The organism is Burkholderia sp. ABCPW 111 (genome assembly GCF_000773065.1).
GTDB classification, from domain to species: Bacteria; Pseudomonadota; Gammaproteobacteria; order Burkholderiales; family Burkholderiaceae; genus Burkholderia; species Burkholderia savannae.
Map to the genome: position 1 here is coordinate 46,619 of NZ_JPWT01000051.1, position 18,768 is coordinate 65,386.

Sequence of the window (18,768 nt, forward strand, 5' to 3'; positions counted from 1 at the left end):
CCGCTCGCGCGTGCGCCGTCGCACTCCCGCTCGCTCCGATTCGCCCACACCGGGCGCCACCCGTCACCGGCTCGGCGGCCATCGCCCCATCCCTTCGTCACGCGTCGCACGCGACGTCTGCGCACCGGGGGAATCTTGCGTCGCACGCAAACGTCCGAAACTGGTCCCGTTGAGCGCTGCCGGCTTCGACGCGGACGAGCCGCGCGAGCCGCTGCGGCCATCGAACGAAGACCGGACGCGCGAGCTTGCCGCAGCGCTCGACGCGCTGCGCGAGACAGGGCGCGCATCAACGGATCGGCGCGCATGCAACCCGTAAACGCCAAGCTCGACGCGCGGCTGATCGCCGCCATTGAACCGCTCGCGTGCACGCCGCGGGCGAGCGCGATCGACAAGCAACCGGCGCGCGATCGGCTTCGGCTCGGCCAAACGGGATTCGCCGGTGACGAGCAGGCCGCTCGCAAGCATCATGGCGGCCCCGACAAGGCGGTTATCGCTACGCGTTCGATCACCAGCCGTCGTGAGCGGCCGGAATCGGCATGCGCGACGTGCTCGCGCGGCCGAGCGCATTCGGCGAGAACCTGTCGACGCGCGGCATCATCGCGCGCGACGCACGCATCGGCGCCGTCTGCACGCTCGGCGGCGCGACGCCGCAGGTGCCGCAGTCGCGGCAGCCGCGCCGGAAGCTCAACGCACGCTTCGGGTTCCCCCAAATGTCCGCGCGCGCCCGGCAAAGCGGGCGAACGGGCTGGCGCTACCGCGTACTCGACGAAGGCTGGGGCGAGCACGACGGCGAGCTCGCGTTGCGCGAGCGGCCGCAATGGCACGCTGTCGAGCATGCTCGACGTGCCGTACCGGCGTCCGCCCGATGCGGGCACACTCGAAGCGCTGTCGCGCATCGACGCGCTGCCGCCGTCATGACGTCAGTTGTCCGAGCGACGGCTGAATGCGGGCGCGGTCGAGGACTGAACGAAGCGGCTCGACAGCTGACGCGCCCGCTCGACGGTCGACGGTCGACGGTCGACGGTCGACAGACGACAGACAGCAAGCAACGTGAAACGGCCACGCATCAACCGTCGCGCGCCGTCGCCCCGCCGCGCTCAGGCATCCGCGCAGAACGTCGAGATCGCGTGTGCAACCCGCGCCGCCGCCTCCCGCTGCGGAAAATGGCCGACGCCGTCGAGCACGGCGCGCTCGTAGCGTCCCGCGAAGAAACGCTCGCGCGACGCGGAACTGTCCGGGTGATTGCAGGTGTCCGCGCCGCCGTGCAGCACGAGCGTCGGCACGGACAAAACGGGCGCGGGATTCAGCCGCGCTTCGTCGTCCGCATAGGCGGCATCGCCGCTCGCGAAGCCCCAGCGATGCCGGTACGAATGCAGCACGACGTCCGCCCAGTCGGGCGCATCGAACGCGATCGCCGCCTCGTTGAAATCGCCCGGCGCGTACCAGCCGGCCGGCGCCCACGTGTCCCACATCGCGCGCGCGAACGCCCGGCGGTCGTCGCGCACCGCCCGCTCCCCGCGCGGCGTCGCCATGAACCAGTGATACCAGTAGTTGCGCGCCTGCTGCAGCGACAGCGGCTGATTCGGATCGTTCGTGCCGTAGCCGACCGACAGCATCACGAGATGCGACGCGGTCCGCTCGCGCAGCCCGCATGCGTTCGCCGCGGCTCGCGCGCCCCAGTCGTGTCCGACGAGCACCGGGCGCTCGAGCCGCAGCGCGTCGACGAAATCGAGCAGATCGCGCCCGAGTGCGGCGAGCTGCCCGCTGCGCGGCGTCGCCGCGTCGCGAAAGCGGGTCGGCGCGAAGCCCCGCAGCGCGGGCGCGAGCACGCGATATCCGGCGCGGGCGAGCGCGGGCGCGACCGCTTTCCAGCATGCCGGGCTGTCCGGCCAGCCGTGCAGCAGCACGGCGGCGCGCGCGCCGCCCGGGTTCCATTCGAGATACGCGACGTCCAGCAAGGGAGTCGTCGCAAACGCATAGTCGGGCATCGTGGCCTCCGTCGATCGTCAGGTCACGCCGATCGTAGCCCGATCGCTCATCACGATTCACAAAGAATCATCGTCTATTATTCGAATATCGCATTGAATGGGTTGCCCGCATGGATACGCCGTCGGATTCGCCGTCGATGTCGCTCGACATCGTGCTGCTGCGCACGTTCCTCGAAGTCGTCGAGCGTCGCGGCTTCGCGCCCGCCGCCGAGCATCTGGCGCTCACGCCGTCGGCGGTCAGCGGGCACATCAAGCGGCTCGAGCAGGCGGCGGGCGTCGTGCTGCTCGCCCGCACGACGCGTCGCCTCGAGGTCACGCCCGCGGGCGAGACGCTCTATGCGTACGCACGCAACATCGTCGAGATGGAACGCGAAGCGCGCGCGCGGCTGCGCGGCTCGGCGCTGCACGGGCGGCTGCGCGTCGGCGCGTCCGAGGATTTCGCGAGCGCGTGGCTGCCGCAGGTGCTGCACGCGTTTCGCCGCCGGCATCCGCAAGCGGCGATCGAGCTCAAAGTCGGCATCACCGCGGATCTGCTGCGCCAGCAGACGTCGGGCCGCATCGACGTCGTGTTCGGCAAGCGCTGCCGTCGCATCGACGAAGCCGGCGAACTGCTGTGGGAGGAGCCGCTCGTATGGGCGTGCGCGTCGGACGCCGCGCTCGACGCGGCCGACGCGCTGCCGCTCGCGCTCTTTCCGGAGCCTTGCGTCTACCGCGAAGCGGCGATCGCCGCACTCGGCGCCGCGCTGCGGCCGTTTCGCATCGTGTTCGAAAGCGCCAGCATGGCGGGCTGCGTGTCGGCGGCGCTCGCGGGGTTCGCCGTCACCGCCGTCGCGCGCAGTCAGCTGCGCGACGGCCTGCGCGAATGCGGACCGGGCGACGGCCTGCCCGCGCTGCCCGCCGCGCGCTTCTACGCGTTCTCGCAGCGGCCGACGCCCGCGAGCGCCGCGCTGATCGACGCGGTGCGCGAAACCGGACGCCGCCGCCGCTTCGAGCCGGCGAATTGACGCATCGGCACATCGGCGCGTCCACGTCGTTCGAGATGTCCGCCTCGGCAACGAATCGCCGATACGAAGCGCGCGAGGCGGGATAAACGATCGGCAACGTACCGATGAAAATCAACGAAGATGAAAATAAGAAAATCCCGCGAATGCGAAAACAAGTCGCGGATATACTAGGATTCGTCCATTTAAAGGCTCGTCAAATCGTCCATTCCATGCGCGAGGTCAATCGTTTCTCCGAGATGGCCGTCTTCGTTCAGGTAATCGAGTCGTGCGGATTTTCAGCGGCGGGACGACGGCTCGACATGACGCCGTCGGCGATCAGCAAGTTCATTCAACGGCTCGAGACGAGGCTCGGCGTGCGCCTCGTGAACCGCACGACGCGCAAGCTGCAACTCACGCCCGAAGGCGCCGCGTTTTACGAGCGGTGCGTGCGCATCCTCGAGGACATCGCCGACGCCGAGCGCGAAGCGACGCGCGGCGCGATTGCGCAGGGACGCCTGCGGATCAATTCGCACGTGCCGTTCGGCAAGCATCATCTGTTGCCGCTGTTGCCGGAGTTCCAGCGCCGCTATCCGGACATCACGCTCGACATCGTGCTGTCGGACACGGTGGTCGATCTGCTCGACGACCGCAGCGACATCGCGATCCGCGCGGGCGCGCTCGACGATTCGCGGCTCGTGACGCGCAAGCTCGGCGGCAGCCGGATGGTCGTCGTCGGCTCGCCCGCGTATTTCGAGCGCAACGGCGCGCCCGAGACTCCCGACGATCTCGATCGCCACAACTGCATCGGCCTGAGCGGCAACGCGAAGGCATGGCCGTTCGTCGTCGCGGACGGCCAGCGCCTGCTGCCGTCCGGCGGCAGCCTGCTGCTCGGCGACGGCGAGAGCATCCGCGACGCGGCCCTCTGCGGGCTCGGGCTCGCGCGGCTCGCGCGCTCTCACGTCTGCGCGGACGTCGACGCCGGGCGCCTCGTGCCGGTGCTCGAAGCGTTCAATCCCGGCGACGAGGAAGTGATCAACGCTGTGTTCGTCGGGCCGAGCGAGCATCTGCCGAAGCGCGTGCACGCGATGCTCGACTTCCTGAAAGAGCGGATACGGATCGGACCGCGCGTCGTCGGCGATCGCGGCGATGCGCCGGCGCTCGGCGCACGCGCCGTCGTCACGCGGCTGCGCTGAGCGCGTCGCGGCAGCTGCGCTTCGTTGCGCCCCGCCGCCGCACGCCCCGCCGCGCGCGCGGCACGACGGCGTTCGGCCGCGAGACATTCGGCGACGGAAAGGATGAAGAGGCTTGCCACGCGCCGTCGGGGCGGTGAGCCGCATCGTGCGATCGTTCTTCGCGTCGCGGCGGCGGTCGTCACGTTCGTCGGCATGCGTAATGCGCGAGCGATTCTTTCGAGCGAACTTCGCTCGCTTTGCGTGATTCGCCTTGAACGAGACGGCATATTTTCAAAATCGAGCGTCATTGAATCGATCCGGCAAGACGACGACCGAGCAGATCGAATCAAATTGACCGCTTCCGCGAAAACGAAGCGCTGCCGGACGATTCCGGACGGCGGATCGGGAACATCCGAATGCGCCCCATGCCGCCGCGCGTGCGAACGCCGCGGCGGTGCATCGCCGGGCGGCCGGCTTATTTCACGGTGAACCTGTAGCTGCCCTGCGTGCGGTGGCCGTCGGTTGCGACCGCCACCCACTTCACCGTGTACGCGCCCGCTTGCAGCGGCTTGAGCGCGACCGACATGCGCTTGCGATCGGTCGCGTCGACGACCGCCTTCGCGGCCTGGGCCGGCGCGCCCGCCGCGTCGACGACGACGATCGAGCTGAACGCCGGCTCGAGCGTCTCGGTGAAGTCGATCGACACGGCCTGCGGCGTGGCGACCGCCGCGTTCGCGGGCGGATCGGTCTTTTCGGGTTTCGCGTGCGCGAACGCGACGCTCGACAGCGCGAGTGCGAACGCGGCGGCGAGGCCGCGCCGCGCGGCGGAAGTCATTGTCATGGTCATAGTTTGCCTTCGTTCGAACGAGGAATGGCGGTCGCGCGAGGCGCGGCCGCGGGGCCCCGAGCTTACCAGCCCTCGCGCCCGCTTGCGCCCGAGCGCGCCGCGCGCCGTTTGCCCGATCCGCGTCCGATGCGCTTGGTACAATGCGCGCGCCATGAATCTCGAAAGCATTCTGTTCACGCAAGGCTTCGGTTCGCGCCGCCAGTGCCGCGCGCTCGTCGAAGCGGGACGCGTCGCCGTCGCCGGCGCGGCGTGCACCGACGCGCACGCGCCGTTCGACACCGCCCGGCTCGTGTTCGAAGTCGACGGCGTCGCGTGGCCGTACCACGCGCGCGCGTACGTCGTCCTCAACAAGCCGGCGGGTTACGAATGCTCGCGCGAGCCGCAACATCATGCGAGCGTCTTCAGCCTGCTGCCGCCGCAGTTCGCCGAGCGCGGCGTCCAGTGCGTCGGCCGCCTCGACCAGGACACGACCGGCCTGCTGCTGCTGTCCGACGACGGCCAGTTCGTCCACGCGTACACGTCGCCGAAGCGCAAGGTGCCGAAGACTTATGTCGCGACGGTGCGCCACCCGCTCGACGACGCACAGCTCGACGCGCTGCGCGCGGGCGTGCTGCTGCACGGCGAATCGCAGCCGCTCGCGGCGCTCGCCGCGACGGCCCGAGGAGAACGACTCCTCGAACTGACGGTCGCCGAAGGGAAATATCACCAAGTTAAACGAATGGTCGCGGCGGCGAGCAACCGCGTCGAGGCGCTGCACCGCGCGCGCATCGGCGGCTTCGCGCTGCCGGCGGATCTCGCCGAAGGCGCGTGGCGCTGGCTCGGCGAGCACGACCTGGCCGCGTTGCGCGACACAGCGAAAACCCTGTCAGGGTAAGCCCGAACGGCCGCCGTTCGGCCATCCGAGCCATGCCGCGTTGCAGCATGGCAACGTCATCAAGCCCCGCTATACTCGATACAAAACCACAATACGTTCCAGGTTTGGGGGGACATCATGACCATCAACAATCCGATCGAAATTTCGTCCGTGATCCTGGCGTTCGCCGGGCTCGGCGCGATCATCATCGGCGGGCTGCTCACCGCGATGCACCTGAAGCGCAAATATCATCCGAGTCTGATCGGTGCGCTGATCGGCGCGCTGCTGTGCTTCCTGCTGATCGAGGCGTTGCCGGCGATCACTTGATGATCGCGCGCGGCGCGGCGACCGTGCGCAGAAAGTCGTCGACGCTCGGATAGCGCAGCGCGACGCGCAATTCGCGCTTCATCCTCGCGTTCGCGAGCCGCCGCGACTCGCGCATGAACGACAGCAGCATCGGCTCGAGTTGCCGTTCGGCTTCGGCGCGCGTGATGCGAGGCGGGCTGCGCATGCCGAACGCGCGCGCGACTCGCTCGAAGTAATCCCCCATCTTCAGCTCGGTGTCGTCGCTCGCGTGGACGACCCGCGCAGGCTTGCCGCGCGCGGCGGCGCGCAACAGGATCGACGCGAGATCGTCGGCATGGATATGGTTGGTGTAGACGTCGTCGGCCTCGACGAGGGCCGGCGTGCCCTTCTCGAGCCGCGCGAGCGGCAGCCGGTTTGCCGCGTAGATGCCCGGAATCCGCACGATGCGCGCGGACAGCGCGCCGCGCGCGGTCGCGCGGCGCAGTTGGCGTTCGGCCGACACGCGCCGTCGCGCGCGCGGATTCGCAGGCCGCACGGCACGCGTTTCGTCAACCCGCGCGCCGCCGCAATCGCCGTAAACGCCGCTCGTGCTCGCGTAGACGACGACGGGACGCGACAGGGCGTCGGTTACAATACGCGCTGCCCGAAAAGGCGGCCGAGCCGATCTGGCAGCGGCCCGCCCCGCGCGCAGCCTGCCGTACGCCGGCGCGAGCTGACGCGACGGCCGCCGCGGCGACGCGAGCGCGGCGACGAGCGCCTGCGTCCTGCGATCGGCATCGCCGGTGGCCTGAGGCGGCGCGAGATGCAGCACGACGTGCGCGACGCGCGCGATCCGCTTGAGCGTCGCGCGCTCGTCCAGATCGCCGACGACAGGCACGACGCCCGCCGCCCGCAGTTCGGCGCAGCGCGAGCGCCGGCTCGTCAGCGCGACGAGGCGCAGGTTCTGGCGCCGCGCGCGCAGCTGAGCGGCGCAGCGCATGCCGACGTCGCCGCAGCCGACGATCAATACGCGCGGCCGGCGCAGGATTCGTGTCGCAATCATGGTGTATCGATTGATCCGTAGGAATGCATTGTAGCCGCCGTGCGCGCGTTGCACGGTCCCCACTTTTTGTTCTCAACGACTTATGGCTTTTAACGTAACCCTCAAGCAAAGCGGCCGGCAGTTCCAGGTCGAGGCCGACGAAACCGTGCTCGCGGCGGCGCTGCGTCAGAACGTCCATTTGCCCTACGGCTGCAAGAACGGCGCGTGCGGCTCGTGCAAGGGCACGGTCGTGCAAGGCCAGTTCGAGCAGGGGCCGCACTCCGCGTCGGCGCTGTCGAACGACGAGCGCACGCGCGGCCTCGCGCTCCTGTGCTGCTCGAAGCCGCAGAGCGACCTCGAAGTCGACGTGCGCGAGATCGCGGGCGTCGACGGCGTCCAGGTGAAGAAGCTGCCGTGCCGCGTCGCGGCGCTCGAGCGCCGCGCGGACGACGTGATCGTGCTGAAGCTGCAACTGCCCGCGAACGAGCGCCTGCTGTATCTCGCCGGCCAGTACATCGAGTTCATCCTCAAGGACGGCGCGCGCCGCAGCTACTCGATGGCGACCGCGCCGCACGAGGAAGGCCCGATCGAGCTGCACATCCGCCACATGCCGGGCGGCAAGTTCACCGATCACGTGTTCGGTGCGATGAAGGAGCGCGACATCCTGCGCTTCGAAGGCCCGCTCGGCACGTTCTTCCTGCGCGAGGATTCGGACAAGCCGATCGTGCTACTCGCGTCCGGCACGGGCTTCGCGCCGATCAAGGCGATCATCGAGCACGCGCATCACGCGAAGCTCGAGCGCCCGATGACGCTCTACTGGGGCGCGCGCCGCAAGAAGGATCTGTATCTGCTCGACATCGCCGAGCAATGGGCGAAGGAGATCCCGAACTTCAAGTTCGTGCCGGTGCTCTCCGAGCCGGACGCGAGCGACGCGTGGACGGGCCGCACGGGCTTCGTGCACCGCGCGGTGATCGAGGATCTGCCCGATCTGTCCGGCTACCAGGTGTACGCGTGCGGCGCGCCGGTGATGGTCGAATCCGCGCAGCGCGACTTCACGCAGCACCACGGCCTGCCCGCCGACGAGTTCTACGCGGACTCGTTTACGAGCGCCGCGGACCTCGCGCACACGGTCTGAGCGCCGCGCGGCCCCCGGAGAGAACCGCCGCGACATCGAATTGTCGCGTCGCAGCGGTTTACTTGGGGCCGCGTGATGCCTTATGCTTGCGCACATGAACCGCTCCCAGTCCGCTCTCCGACGTCGCCGCTCGCCGCTCCGCACGGATGCCGCCGGCTCGTCACGGACTCGCGCGTAACCGCTTCCCCGTTACGCACAAGCTGTTCGAACCACCAAGCCACGGCGTACCGTGGCTTTTTTTATTGCCTTTTCGCCGACTGCACCCTGGAGCCTGCCGCCATGCCGCTGAACGACTACCCGATCGACTCGCTGATGTACATCACGAACCGCCCCGACATCGTGTTCACGCACGGCAAGGGTTCATGGCTCTACGACCACACCGGCAAGCGCTATCTGGATTTCATCCAGGGTTGGGCGGTCAACTGTCTCGGCCATTGCAACGACGGGCTCGTCCAGGCGCTGCAGGCCCAGGCTGAGAAGCTGCTGAACCCGTCGCCGGCGTTCTACAACGAGCCGATGGCGAAGCTCGCGGGCCTGCTCACGCAGCACAGCGTGTTCGACAAGGTGTTCTTCGCGAACAGCGGCGCCGAAGCGAACGAAGGCGCGATCAAGCTCGCGCGCAAATGGGGCCGCAAGTTCAGGAACGGCGCGTACGAGATCATCACGTTCGACCACAGCTTCCACGGGCGCACGCTCGCGACGATGTCGGCGAGCGGCAAGGCGGGCTGGGACACGATCTATGCGCCGCAGGTGCCGGGCTTCCCGAAGGCCGAGATCAACGACATCAACTCGGTCGAGAGGCTGATCAACGACAAGACCGTCGCCGTGATGCTCGAGCCGATCCAGGGCGAAGGCGGCGTGATCCCGGCGTCGCGCGAATTCATGCAGCAGCTGCGCGCGCTGACGAAGCAGCACGGCCTCCTCCTCATCGTCGACGAAGTGCAAAGCGGCTGCGGCCGCGCGGGCACGCTGTTCGCGTACGAGCTCGCCGGCGTCGAGCCGGACATCATGACGCTCGGCAAGGGCATCGGCGGCGGCGTGCCGCTCGCCGCGCTGCTGTCGAAGGCCGACGTCGCGGTGTTCGAGGCGGGCGACCAGGGCGGCACCTACAACGGCAACCCGCTGATGACCGCGGCGGGCCATGCGGTGATCTCGCAGCTCGTCGCGCCGGGCTTCCTCGAAGGCGTGCGCGCGCGCGGCGAATACCTGAAGCGCAGGCTGCTCGAGCTGTCGGAGGAGCGCGGCTTCGAAGGCGAGCGTGGCGAAGGCCTGCTGCGCGCGCTCCTGCTCGGCAAGGACATCGGCCCGCAGATCGTCGAGAAGGCGCGCGAGATGCAGCCGGACGGCCTGCTGCTGAACGCCGCGCGCCCGAACCTGCTGCGCTTCATGCCGGCCCTCGACGTGACGAACGACGAGATCGACCAGATGATGGCGATGCTGCGTTCGGTGCTCGACTCGCTCTGATCGCCATGTCGACCGGAACCGTCGCGGAGGGCGTCGCGATCCGAACGTTCGAGCGCGGCGACACCAGCGCCGTGCTCGCCGTATGGCGCGACGCGTTTCCGTCGTACTCGGACACGAGCACGCCGCACCGCGATCCGCAGCGCGCGATCGAGCTCAAGCTCGCGACGCAGCCCGAGCTGTTCTTCGTCGCGATCGCCGGCGAGCGCGTCGTCGGAACCGTGATGGCCGGCTACGACGGCCATCGCGGCTGGCTGTATTCGCTCGCCGTCGAGCCCGGCGCGCGGCGGCTCGGCGTCGGCCGCGCGCTGCTCGCGCATGCGGAGGCGGCGCTCGCCGCGCGCGGCTGCCCGAAAGTGAACCTGCAGGTGCTGCCGGGCAACGACGGCGCGTGCCGGTTCTACGAAGCGCTCGGTTACCGCGCGGAAGAGCGGATCTCGTTCGGCAAGCGGCTCGCGGCGGACTGACGTCGCAAGCGATGGCCGCGCGCCGCCAGCCCGCGCGGCATGCGTCGCCCGCCTTCGGCCGCCGCGCATCGCGCAGCATGGGCCGTCGCTCACGCCGGTTCGCCCGCGCCCCGGTTCGCCCGCGCTGGCCAGCCCCGTTTCGGCCGTTTAGAGCCGATGCGAGCCGCCGCGCATCGGCGCGCCGGCTCGTGCGCGCGCCGCGCCCCCAGCCCACGCGGCGCGCCGCCGCTCGTGTCTCGCTACGAAATCGGCCCCGCGCCCGGCAGCGGATTGCCGAGGCTGTCCGTCGGCACGGCCTGCTGTTCGAACGCCGCGAAGTACGCGGCCCACTGCGCACCGCCGAGATCGACGAGGAGCGCGCCGTCCTGCCACACGTCGTTGTGATCGTTCGCGTCGTCGCCCAGCTGATGCAGGAAATGCGGGCCGGCCGACCCCTGGTTCATGTGCGTGTCGTGAATGCCGTTGCCTTCGACGTACGTGCGCCCGAACACGTACAGATCGAGGTTCTGCCGGTGCGCGGCGTCGACGAGCCGCAGCACCGACGGAATCGGCTCCGGGTGCTCGGTGCCGTCCATCACGTCGCTCATGCGCCACGCGCCCGTTTCGCTCAGGATGTCGCTGCGCACGTAGTCTAGCGCCGGCAGCGCGCTGTCGTTCGTCAGGCCGGTGTAACCTTCCGCGGCTGCGGCGAGCGTCTGCGTGACGGGATGATGAAAATCGTAGACGAGCTTGTACTTGAGCAAGTCGTCCGCGTCGTTGGTGCCGACGTTGATCGCGACGTCCCAATCGCCGCCGGGCAGCGCGAGCGTCAGATGGACGTGATACTGCGTCTCGTTCGCGCGCCCCGCCGCCTTCAGGCCCGCAACCGCTTTGATCTTCGCTTTCACGAAACCGTAATCGAGGCTCATGCGCGTCTCCGTTCGATGGTGGCACGCACATTGTGCCCGAGCTGCGTGTCGGTTTTCGATAGGCCGATCGGCGAGCGCGAAACAGCGCGCTTCGAAGTCGACGCGAAGGCGCGGCATCCGTGCCGCGTGCTTTGTCGATGGCTACGCGCGGCAGTCATCCCGTCGCGCGCAGCGCGGCCGCCGCCATGCGCACGCCGAGCCGGTGCACCGAACCATCCGGATACGAACCCAAAACCAAAAGAAAAAGCCGCCACGGCGAACCGTGACGGCTTTTCGAGCACCGCGCCGCACGCCCCGCGCGCGGCCGGCATCGGTCACGCTTACTCGCCCAGATACGCGGCGCGCACCTTCGGATCGTCGAGCATCTGCTTCGCGTCGCCTTCCATCGTCACCGTGCCCGAATCCATCACGTAGCCGCGGTCGGCCGCCTGCAGCGCGAGGCGCGCGTTCTGCTCGACGAGCAGCACCGTGATGCCTTCTTTCGAGATCGTCCGCACGACTTCGAAGATCTTCTCGACCATGATCGGCGACAGGCCCATCGACGGCTCGTCGAGCAGCAGCAGCTTCGGCTTCGACAGAATCGCGCGCGCCATCGCGAGCATCTGCTGCTCGCCGCCCGACAGCGTGCCCGCGAGCTGCGTCGCCCGCTCCTTCAGGCGCGGAAAGAAGCCGAACATCCGGTCGACGTCCTTCTTGATCCCGTCCTTGTCGTTGCGCAGGTACGCGCCCATCTGCATGTTCTCGACGATCGACATCCGCGCGAAGATCCCGCGGCCTTCCGGCACCATCGCGAGGCCGCGCTTCAGGAGCTCGTGCGGCGGCACGCCCTTGATCGAATGGCCGTCGTACTCGATGTCGCCCGCCGAGTACGGCTTGAGGCCCGTGATCGCCTTCATCGTCGTCGTCTTGCCCGCGCCGTTCGCGCCGATCAGCGTGACGAGCTCGCCCTGGCGGACTTCCATGTCAACGCCCTTGACGGCCTGGATGCCGCCGTAGTTGACCTGCAAGCCCTTGATTTTCAACATTGCCGATGCCATCAGTGCACCCCTGCGCCGAGATATGCCTCAATCACCTTCGGGTTCTTCTGCACGTCATGCGGCAGACCTTCGGCGATCACCTTGCCGTAATCGAGCACCGTCATCCGGTTGCACAGCCCCATCACGAGCTTCACGTCGTGCTCGATCAGGAGAATCGTCCGTCCGTCCGAACGGATCTTGTCGAGCAGACGCGTGAGCTCGACCTTCTCGGTCGCGTTCATCCCGGCCGCCGGCTCGTCGAGCGCGAGCAGCTTCGGATCGGTCGCGAGCGCGCGCGCGATCTCCAGCCGGCGCTGGTGGCCGTACGACAGGTTGCGCGCGGTGTAGTCGGCGTACTGCAGCACGCCGACGTAGTCGAGCAGCTCGATCGCGCGCTCCTTGATCTCGCGCTCTTCCTTGCGCTCCGCGGGCGTCTGGAACACGGCGCCGAGAAGCCCGTGCTTCGTGCGCACGTGGCGCCCGACCATCACGTTCTCGAGCGCGGTCATCCCGCCGAAGAGGCGAATGTTCTGGAACGTGCGCGCGATGCCCGCCTTCGCGACCTGGTGGACCGCGGTCGGCGTGTACGTTTCGCCGTCGAGCCGGAACTCGCCGGAATCGGGCGTGTAGAGCCCCGTGATCACGTTGAAGAACGTGGTCTTGCCCGCGCCGTTCGGGCCGATCAGGCCGTAGATCTGCCCCTCCTTGATCTCGAGGCCGACGTCGGACAGCGCCTGCAGGCCGCCGAAGCGCTTGTTCACGCCTTTGACGGACAGTCGAATTTGTTCGCTCATTACCTTTTCTCCTGTGTCGACCGGCGCTGGCGCCTCAGCGCCCGACGCCGGTCCCACGTCGTTTAGGCGCGCACCGGCTTCTTGCCGCCGCGCTTCGCCAGTTTCGCGATTCGGTCCTCATGCTTCGGCGCGGGCCACAGGCCTTCCGAGCGGTACAGCATGATGATCACCATCGCGAGGCCGTACAGCGCCTGGCGGATCACTTCGGTATCGACGATGTCGTGGCCGAACAGCATGTGCTGCAGCGGGCTCATCGTCGAGCGCAGGAATTCGGGGAACACGGCGAGCAGCACCGCGCCGAGGATCACGCCCGGAATGTGGCCCATGCCGCCCAGCACGACGCACGCGAGCACCACGACCGATTCCCAGAACGTGAACGACTCCGGCGACACGAAACCCTGGAACGCGCCGAACATCGCCCCCGACAGGCCGCCGAACGACGCGCCCATCGCGAACGCGAGCAGTTTCACGTTGCGGGTGTTGATGCCCATCGCCTTCGCGGCGATCTCGTCTTCGCGGATCGCGGCCCATGCGCGGCCGATCCGCGAATGCTGCAGGCGCGTGCAGACCCAGATCACGAGCAGCGCGCAGAGCACGAACAGGTAGTAGTACATGTAGACCGACGGCAGCGAGAAGCCGAAGATCTCGTGCGTCTGCGACAGGTTGAAGCCCGCGACCCTGACGGGATCGATGCCGGTGATCCCCTGCGGCCCGTTCGTCACGTTGACCGGGCGGTCGAGGTTGTTCATGAAGATCCGGACGATTTCGCCGAAGCCGAGCGTGACGATCGCGAGGTAGTCGCCGCGCAGGCGCAGCGTCGGCGCGCCGAGCAGGATGCCGAAGAGCGCCGCGAGCGCCATCGCGATCGGCACGATCAGGAGGAACGGCACGTGCAGGCCGCCCGGCACCAGCTGAGCGATCCAGTCGAAGTGCGACGTCAGGTGCGGCGAGCTCAGGAGTGCCGCGGTGTACGCGCCCACCGCGTAGAACGCGATGTAGCCCAAGTCCAGCAGGCCGGCGAAGCCGACCACCACGTTCAGGCCGAGCGCGAGCATCACGTACAGCATCGCGAAGTCGAGCACGCGCACCCAGTAGTTGCCGCCCGCCGCGCCGATGAGCAGCGGCGCCGCGATCACGAACGCCGCGGTCAGAATGCCGATGGTGGCTGTCTTCGCGGGATGACGCTCCTCGACGAGCGAAGCCGACGATTCGATCGGTTGAATGGATGTCATGTTGTTCTCCTTACGCGCGATCGGCGACACGTTCGCCCAACAGGCCCGACGGCCGGAACACGAGCACGATGATGAGCACGATGAACGCGAACACGTCCTGGTAATTGCTGCCGAACACCCCGCCCGTCAGATTGCCGATGTAGCCGGCGCCCAACTGCTCGATGAGGCCGAGCAGCACGCCGCCCACCATCGCGCCGCCCAGGTTGCCGATCCCGCCCAGCACCGCGGCCGTGAACGCCTTCATGCCGGGGATGAAGCCCATGTAGAAGTGCACGTTGCCGTATTCGGACGCGATCATCACGCCCGCGAGCGCCGCGAGCGCGGAGCCGATCATGAACGTCGCCGAAATCACGAAGTTCGGGTTCACGCCCATCAGGCTCGCCGTGTTCGGGTTCTCGGCGATCGCGCGCATCGCGCGGCCGAGCTTCGTCTTGTGCACGAGGAGCAGCAAACCGGCCATCACGAGGAACGCGACGATGATGATCGTGATCTCGGTCATCGAAATCACCGCGCCCGGATTGTTCTCGCCCGCCTTGATCACGTTGATCGGATCGGTCGGCAGAAGCTGCGGGAACGGCAGCGGATTGCGCGACCAGATCATCATCGCGGCCGTCTGCAGCAGGATCGACACGCCGATCGCGGTGATGAGCGGCGCGAGACGCGGCGCGCGGCGCAGCGGCCGGTACGCGACGCGCTCGATCGTGAAGCCGACGCACGCGCAGACGGCCGCGGCGATCACGAGCCCGATCGTCAGCGTGGCGGCGTGGCCCAGCTCGGGGAAGTGATTCTGCAGCACCGTGATCGCGGAAAGCGCGACCATCGCGCCCACCATCAACACGTCGCCGTGCGCGAAGTTGATGATGCCGAGAATGCCGTACACCATCGTGTAACCCAATGCGATGATGGCGTAGACACTGCCGAGCACCAGTCCGTTGAGGATCTGCTGGACGAAAATATCCATTTAAAGCTCCTTGGCCCGTGCTGCTGGATGAGCGCTCCGCCACGCGGATAAGCGATGGAATCGCGCCATCTCAACGACACTGCGGGTACTAAATCAATACCGGTAAGGTGATGTCGGCCCGGCGCGGACGAAGCGGACTGTGCGACCGCGCGTCTTGCCGGGACGGATACGAAAACGGCACCGCACTGAAGCCTCGGTGCCGTCGCGAGTCCCGTCTGTAGTTCACGACTTGAGGACGGTGTGCTTGGCCTCCTTGAAGTCGTAGAGCGTCCATGCGCCAGCCTTCGCGCCTTCGACGCGACCGCGCACGACACCGGCCATCGCCTCGGGGGCGGGCACCGGCATCGGCTGCGGCACGTCGAAAGCTTCGCTCGGGTTGGCGCGCCTCGTGGTGTCGGCGGTCGCGCGCACTGCGCCGCTTGCGATCGGCGCACGCCGGAACGCCGGCGCCGCGCGAACGGCTGCCGTGCGTCGCGCGACCAGGTCGCCCGGCGCGCCAATGCCGACGGATGCAACGACGTCGGCGCGCGCACGCTTGATCTGAGTCGGCACCGCGACGAAATTCGCCGCAGGACGCCCGGCCCCGACGACGAGGACGTCGCTCGGGGAAGCGGCGGGAGCCGCCGCGGCCTGCGCCGCCGCTCCGCCGTCGCGTCCGTCGGCGGCCGCTGCGAAGAGCGCAACCGCAGCGTCGACGGGCCCGGCGTAAACCAACTCCAGATGCATCGAATAAGGTCTCCAGCGCCTTGCCAAAACCATGTTTCAAAGGCCACCAGGCCTGAAAACGGGCGCATTGTAACTCTATTTATAGGACGACCAATATTCCTGATTCGACAGGGTTTTCCTGCATTGCAACCTTTTTTGAGCACACGATTTCGAATGATATTGCAACTCAGTTGCACCGTATCGGTGCCGAATGGTTGCTCCCGAAGAAAATACGCCCAAAACAAAAGCGCGCCCTAAGGCGCGCTTTTTGCAATCCAACGGCAGTCGAAACCGGCGATCAGGTGGCGGGCGACAGGTTCAAGCCGCGCGGCAGCGGGAACGACACGTTCTCCTCGATGCCGTCGAGCGCCCGCACGTTGGTCACGCCGAGCTCGCGCAAGCGCGCGATCACCGCCTGCGCGAGCACCTCGGGCGCCGACGCGCCCGCCGTCACGCCGATCCGCCGCTTGCCTGCGACCCAGGCCGGATCGATCTGCTCGGGCGCGTCCACCATGTAGGCGGCGACGCCGCGCTTCTCGGCCACCTCGCGCAAGCGGCTCGAATTCGAGCTATTCGGGCTGCCGACGACGATCACGACGTCGCACTGCGGCGCCATGAACTTCACCGCATCCTGACGGTTCTGCGTCGCGTAGCAGATGTCCTGCTTCTTCGGCTCGCGAATCGCGGGGAACTTCGCCTTCAGCGCGCCGATGATCTCGGCCGCGTCGTCGACCGACAGCGTCGTCTGCGTGACGAGCGCGACGCGCTCCGGATCGGGCAGCTCGAGCTTGTGCACGTCCTCGACGCTCTCGACGAGATGCATCCCACGCTCGACCTGGCCCATCGTGCCTTCGACCTCCGGATGCCCCTTGTGGCCGATCATCACGATGTCGACGCCTTCCTGGCGCATCTTCGCGACCTCGACGTGCACTTTCGTGACGAGCGGGCACGTCGCGTCGTAGATGCGCAGCCCGCGCACGGCCGCCTCGTCGCGCACCGCCTTCGACACGCCGTGCGCGCTGAAGATCACCGTGTTGCCGGACGGCACTTCCTCGAGTTCCTCGACGAAAATCGCGCCCTTCTTCTTCAGATCCTCGACGACGTACTTGTTGTGCACGATCTCGTGGCGCACGTAGATCGGCGCGCCGTGCATCGCGATCGCGCGCTCGACGATCTCGATCGCGCGATCGACGCCCGCGCAGAAGCCGCGCGGCTGGGCGAGCAGAATCTCGGCGTCGGCCGCGGCGACCCGTCCGGACAGCGTATCGGTGGTGCTCATGATTACAGAATCCCGATGATTTTCACTTCGAACGTGAGCGCCTGGCCCGCGAGCGGATGATTGAAATCGAAGAGCGCGGACGTCTCGCCGATCTCCTTGAGCACGCCCGCGTAGCGGCCGCCGTCCGGCGCGTTGAACTCGATCAGGTCGCCCGGCGCGAAATCCTCGCCGACCATGCCGTTCTCGCGCAGCGTCGCGAGCGACACGCGCTGGATCATGTCCGGATTGCGCGGCCCGAACGCTTGTTCGGGCGCTAGCCGGAAGGTCGAATGGTGGCCCGCCTTCAGGCCGATCAGAATTTCCTCCAGCGACGGCGCAAGCTGCCCCGCGCCGAGAAGGAGCGTGGCGGGCTTGTCGGAGAAGGTGTTGACGATGTCGGCGCCGTCGGCAAGGGCGAGCCGGTAATGAAGCGTGACGTGCGAACCGGGCTTCACTTCTGCAAGGTCGATGAGGCTCATGTGGTACTCGTTCAATCGGCGCCCGAAAACGGCGGGCTGCGCGGCGCAAAGCCCATATTGTAAGTCACCTCGGCGGCCGAAGCGGAATGCGGACGCGATTCGCCTTGCGAGGACGCAGGATATTGGAGGTCGGCAGCATGCAGTACGAGATTCTCATCGCCCGCGAGGACATCGACGGCAAGCCGGCGCGCGAGCCGCCCGTCGCGCTTCCCGTCGCACCGCCCGTCGCGCCGGCAGGCCCTCCCGCCGCGCCCGCCGCGAGCGTCCCTGCGGCGCGCCGCGGCCGCGACCTGCCGCGCGAGCGCCTGCTCGCGCGCGGGCCCGCCGCGCTGTCCGACTCGGAGCTCGTCGCGCTCCTCCTCGGCTCGGGGCTGCCCGGCCACGACGTGTTCGCGCTCGCGCGCACGCTGCTCGCGCGCTTTGGCTCGCTGCGCGCGCTGCTCGACGCGGCGCCCGACGATTTCAAGGGCCTGCGCGGGATCGGCCCCGCACGCACCGCGATCCTCGTCGCGGTAGTCGAGCTGGCGCGCCGCGCGCTCGCCGAGAGGGCCCGCGAGCGGCCGCTCGTCGATTCGCCGGGCGCGGTCGAGGATTACCTGCGGCTCCTGATCGGCACGCGGCCGCACGAAGTGTTCGTCTGCCTTTTTCTCGACGCGCGGCATCGGCTGCTGCAATCGGAGGAAACCGCGCACGGGTCGCTCACGCGCATGGCCGTCTATCCGCGCGAAATCGTGCGGCGCGCGCTGGCGCTGAATGCGGCGGCGCTCATCGTCGCGCACAATCATCCGTCGGGCGCGGTGCGGCCGAGCGCCGCCGACAGGCGCCTGACGCGCGTGCTGCGCGACGCGCTCGCGCTCGTCGACGTGCAGCTGATCGACCACTTCGTCGTCGGCGCGAGCGACACGTTTTCGTTCGCACAGGCGGGCTGGATCTAGCGCGCCGCCGCTGGCGCGCGCCGCACGCGCCGGGCCCCCGCGCAGCCGGGGCCCGCCGACGCGCGACATCCGCCCGCGAAATTGGGTTTGATTTTCCTGAAGTTTTTCTGTTAGAATCGTCGTCTGTCTTTTTTCCAACCAGTTCTGAAGCCGCTGAAGCGGTCTCGTGGGCTTGGTCGTCAGGCCAACAACCACGGATCGGAGGCGCTTTTCCCGGCACGGCCGAAGTTCACGCGGCCATGCGAGG

At 68.1% G+C, this 18,768-nt stretch carries 20 protein-coding genes and 1 pseudogene; 10 read left to right on the forward strand and 11 right to left on the reverse strand.

Going from position 1 to position 18,768, the window contains the following annotated elements:
* The first annotated feature begins 303 nt into the window (after positions 1–303).
* A pseudogene (locus X946_RS33385) lies at positions 304–966 on the forward strand (MOSC domain-containing protein).
* A 131-nt stretch (positions 967–1,097) separates the two neighbouring features.
* Here X946_RS33385 and X946_RS07045 read toward each other — a convergent pair.
* On the reverse strand, positions 1,098–1,988 hold the full coding sequence (locus X946_RS07045; protein ID WP_038745228.1) for an alpha/beta fold hydrolase: 891 nt from the start codon (positions 1,986–1,988) through the stop codon (positions 1,098–1,100).
* Between the two features lie 110 nt (positions 1,989–2,098).
* Between X946_RS07045 and X946_RS07050 the strand changes: the two genes are divergently transcribed.
* The 3 genes from X946_RS07050 to X946_RS33390 all read left to right on the forward strand — a co-directional run bounded on the left by X946_RS07050 (position 2,099) and on the right by X946_RS33390 (position 4,632).
* Entirely contained in the window at positions 2,099–2,992 is an 894-nt protein-coding gene (locus tag X946_RS07050; protein WP_038745230.1) for a LysR family transcriptional regulator, read from the forward strand.
* 209 nt (positions 2,993–3,201) lie between these two features.
* Complete coding sequence (locus tag X946_RS07055) at positions 3,202–4,164, forward strand: LysR family transcriptional regulator (protein WP_038745233.1); 963 nt, start codon at positions 3,202–3,204, stop codon at positions 4,162–4,164.
* A 102-nt stretch (positions 4,165–4,266) separates the two neighbouring features.
* A complete protein-coding gene (locus tag X946_RS33390; protein ID WP_145986804.1) occupies positions 4,267–4,632 on the forward strand; it encodes a hypothetical protein in 366 nt (121 codons plus the stop codon).
* Here the strand turns inward: X946_RS33390 and copC are convergent.
* A complete protein-coding gene (gene copC / locus X946_RS07060) occupies positions 4,619–4,990 on the reverse strand; it encodes a copper homeostasis periplasmic binding protein CopC (protein ID WP_038745235.1) in 372 nt (123 codons plus the stop codon). The two genes, X946_RS33390 and copC, sit on opposite strands and share 14 nt — an antisense overlap.
* Positions 4,991–5,141: 151 nt before the next feature.
* Between copC and X946_RS07065 the strand changes: the two genes are divergently transcribed.
* Positions 5,142–5,864, forward strand: a complete 723-nt coding sequence (locus tag X946_RS07065; protein ID WP_038745237.1) for a 16S rRNA pseudouridine(516) synthase — start codon at positions 5,142–5,144, stop codon at positions 5,862–5,864.
* Between the two features lie 117 nt (positions 5,865–5,981).
* Positions 5,982–6,170, forward strand: coding sequence for a hypothetical protein (locus X946_RS07070; RefSeq protein ID WP_038745238.1), 189 nt, complete (start codon positions 5,982–5,984; stop codon positions 6,168–6,170).
* Here X946_RS07070 and X946_RS07075 read toward each other — a convergent pair.
* A complete protein-coding gene (locus tag X946_RS07075; protein WP_038745311.1) occupies positions 6,163–7,245 on the reverse strand; it encodes an NAD-dependent epimerase/dehydratase family protein in 1,083 nt (360 codons plus the stop codon). The genes X946_RS07070 and X946_RS07075 overlap by 8 nt on opposite strands.
* Positions 7,246–7,273: 28 nt before the next feature.
* On the opposite strand from X946_RS07075, the gene X946_RS07080 reads away from it, so the two are divergent.
* From X946_RS07080 to X946_RS07090, 3 genes are all read left to right on the forward strand, one after another.
* Positions 7,274–8,305 (forward strand): CDP-6-deoxy-delta-3,4-glucoseen reductase, encoded by a 1,032-nt coding sequence (locus X946_RS07080; RefSeq protein WP_038745240.1) that lies wholly within the window; start codon positions 7,274–7,276, stop codon positions 8,303–8,305.
* 279 nt (positions 8,306–8,584) lie between these two features.
* On the forward strand, positions 8,585–9,769 hold the full coding sequence (locus X946_RS07085) for an acetylornithine transaminase (RefSeq protein ID WP_038745242.1): 1,185 nt from the start codon (positions 8,585–8,587) through the stop codon (positions 9,767–9,769).
* 5 nt (positions 9,770–9,774) lie between these two features.
* A complete protein-coding gene (locus X946_RS07090) occupies positions 9,775–10,233 on the forward strand; it encodes a GNAT family acetyltransferase (protein ID WP_038745244.1) in 459 nt (152 codons plus the stop codon).
* A gap of 239 nt (positions 10,234–10,472) precedes the next feature.
* Here X946_RS07090 and X946_RS07095 read toward each other — a convergent pair whose 3' ends face one another.
* The 8 genes from X946_RS07095 to X946_RS07130 form a co-directional block, all read right to left on the reverse strand.
* Complete coding sequence (locus tag X946_RS07095; RefSeq protein WP_038745246.1) at positions 10,473–11,141, reverse strand: DUF2278 family protein; 669 nt, start codon at positions 11,139–11,141, stop codon at positions 10,473–10,475.
* Positions 11,142–11,461: 320 nt separating this feature from the next.
* Entirely contained in the window at positions 11,462–12,178 is a 717-nt protein-coding gene (locus tag X946_RS07100) for an ABC transporter ATP-binding protein (RefSeq protein WP_038745248.1), read from the reverse strand.
* Positions 12,178–12,951, reverse strand: a complete 774-nt coding sequence (locus X946_RS07105) for an ABC transporter ATP-binding protein (RefSeq protein ID WP_038745250.1) — start codon at positions 12,949–12,951, stop codon at positions 12,178–12,180. Before X946_RS07105 ends, X946_RS07100 begins: the two co-directional genes overlap by 1 nt.
* 62 nt (positions 12,952–13,013) lie before the next feature.
* Positions 13,014–14,183, reverse strand: a complete 1,170-nt coding sequence (locus X946_RS07110; protein ID WP_038745313.1) for an ABC transporter permease subunit — start codon at positions 14,181–14,183, stop codon at positions 13,014–13,016.
* Between the two features lie 10 nt (positions 14,184–14,193).
* Positions 14,194–15,144: a branched-chain amino acid ABC transporter permease gene (locus tag X946_RS07115; RefSeq protein ID WP_038745252.1), complete on the reverse strand. Its 951-nt coding sequence runs from the start codon at positions 15,142–15,144 to the stop codon at positions 14,194–14,196.
* A 222-nt stretch (positions 15,145–15,366) separates the two neighbouring features.
* Positions 15,367–15,870 carry a hypothetical protein gene (locus X946_RS07120; protein ID WP_038745254.1) on the reverse strand — a complete coding sequence of 168 codons (504 nt, stop codon included), beginning with the start codon at positions 15,868–15,870 and terminating at the stop codon, positions 15,367–15,369.
* Between the two features lie 277 nt (positions 15,871–16,147).
* The gene (ispH, locus tag X946_RS07125) at positions 16,148–17,128 is read right to left on the reverse strand and encodes a 4-hydroxy-3-methylbut-2-enyl diphosphate reductase (RefSeq protein WP_038745255.1); all 981 of its coding nucleotides are present in this window, start codon (positions 17,126–17,128) and stop codon (positions 16,148–16,150) included.
* A gap of 2 nt (positions 17,129–17,130) precedes the next feature.
* On the reverse strand, positions 17,131–17,586 hold the full coding sequence (locus X946_RS07130) for an FKBP-type peptidyl-prolyl cis-trans isomerase (protein ID WP_038745257.1): 456 nt from the start codon (positions 17,584–17,586) through the stop codon (positions 17,131–17,133).
* A 137-nt stretch (positions 17,587–17,723) separates the two neighbouring features.
* On the opposite strand from X946_RS07130, the gene radC reads away from it, so the two are divergent.
* Positions 17,724–18,521 carry a RadC family protein gene (gene radC, locus X946_RS07135; protein ID WP_038745315.1) on the forward strand — a complete coding sequence of 266 codons (798 nt, stop codon included), beginning with the start codon at positions 17,724–17,726 and terminating at the stop codon, positions 18,519–18,521.
* Positions 18,522–18,768 lie beyond the last annotated feature (247 nt).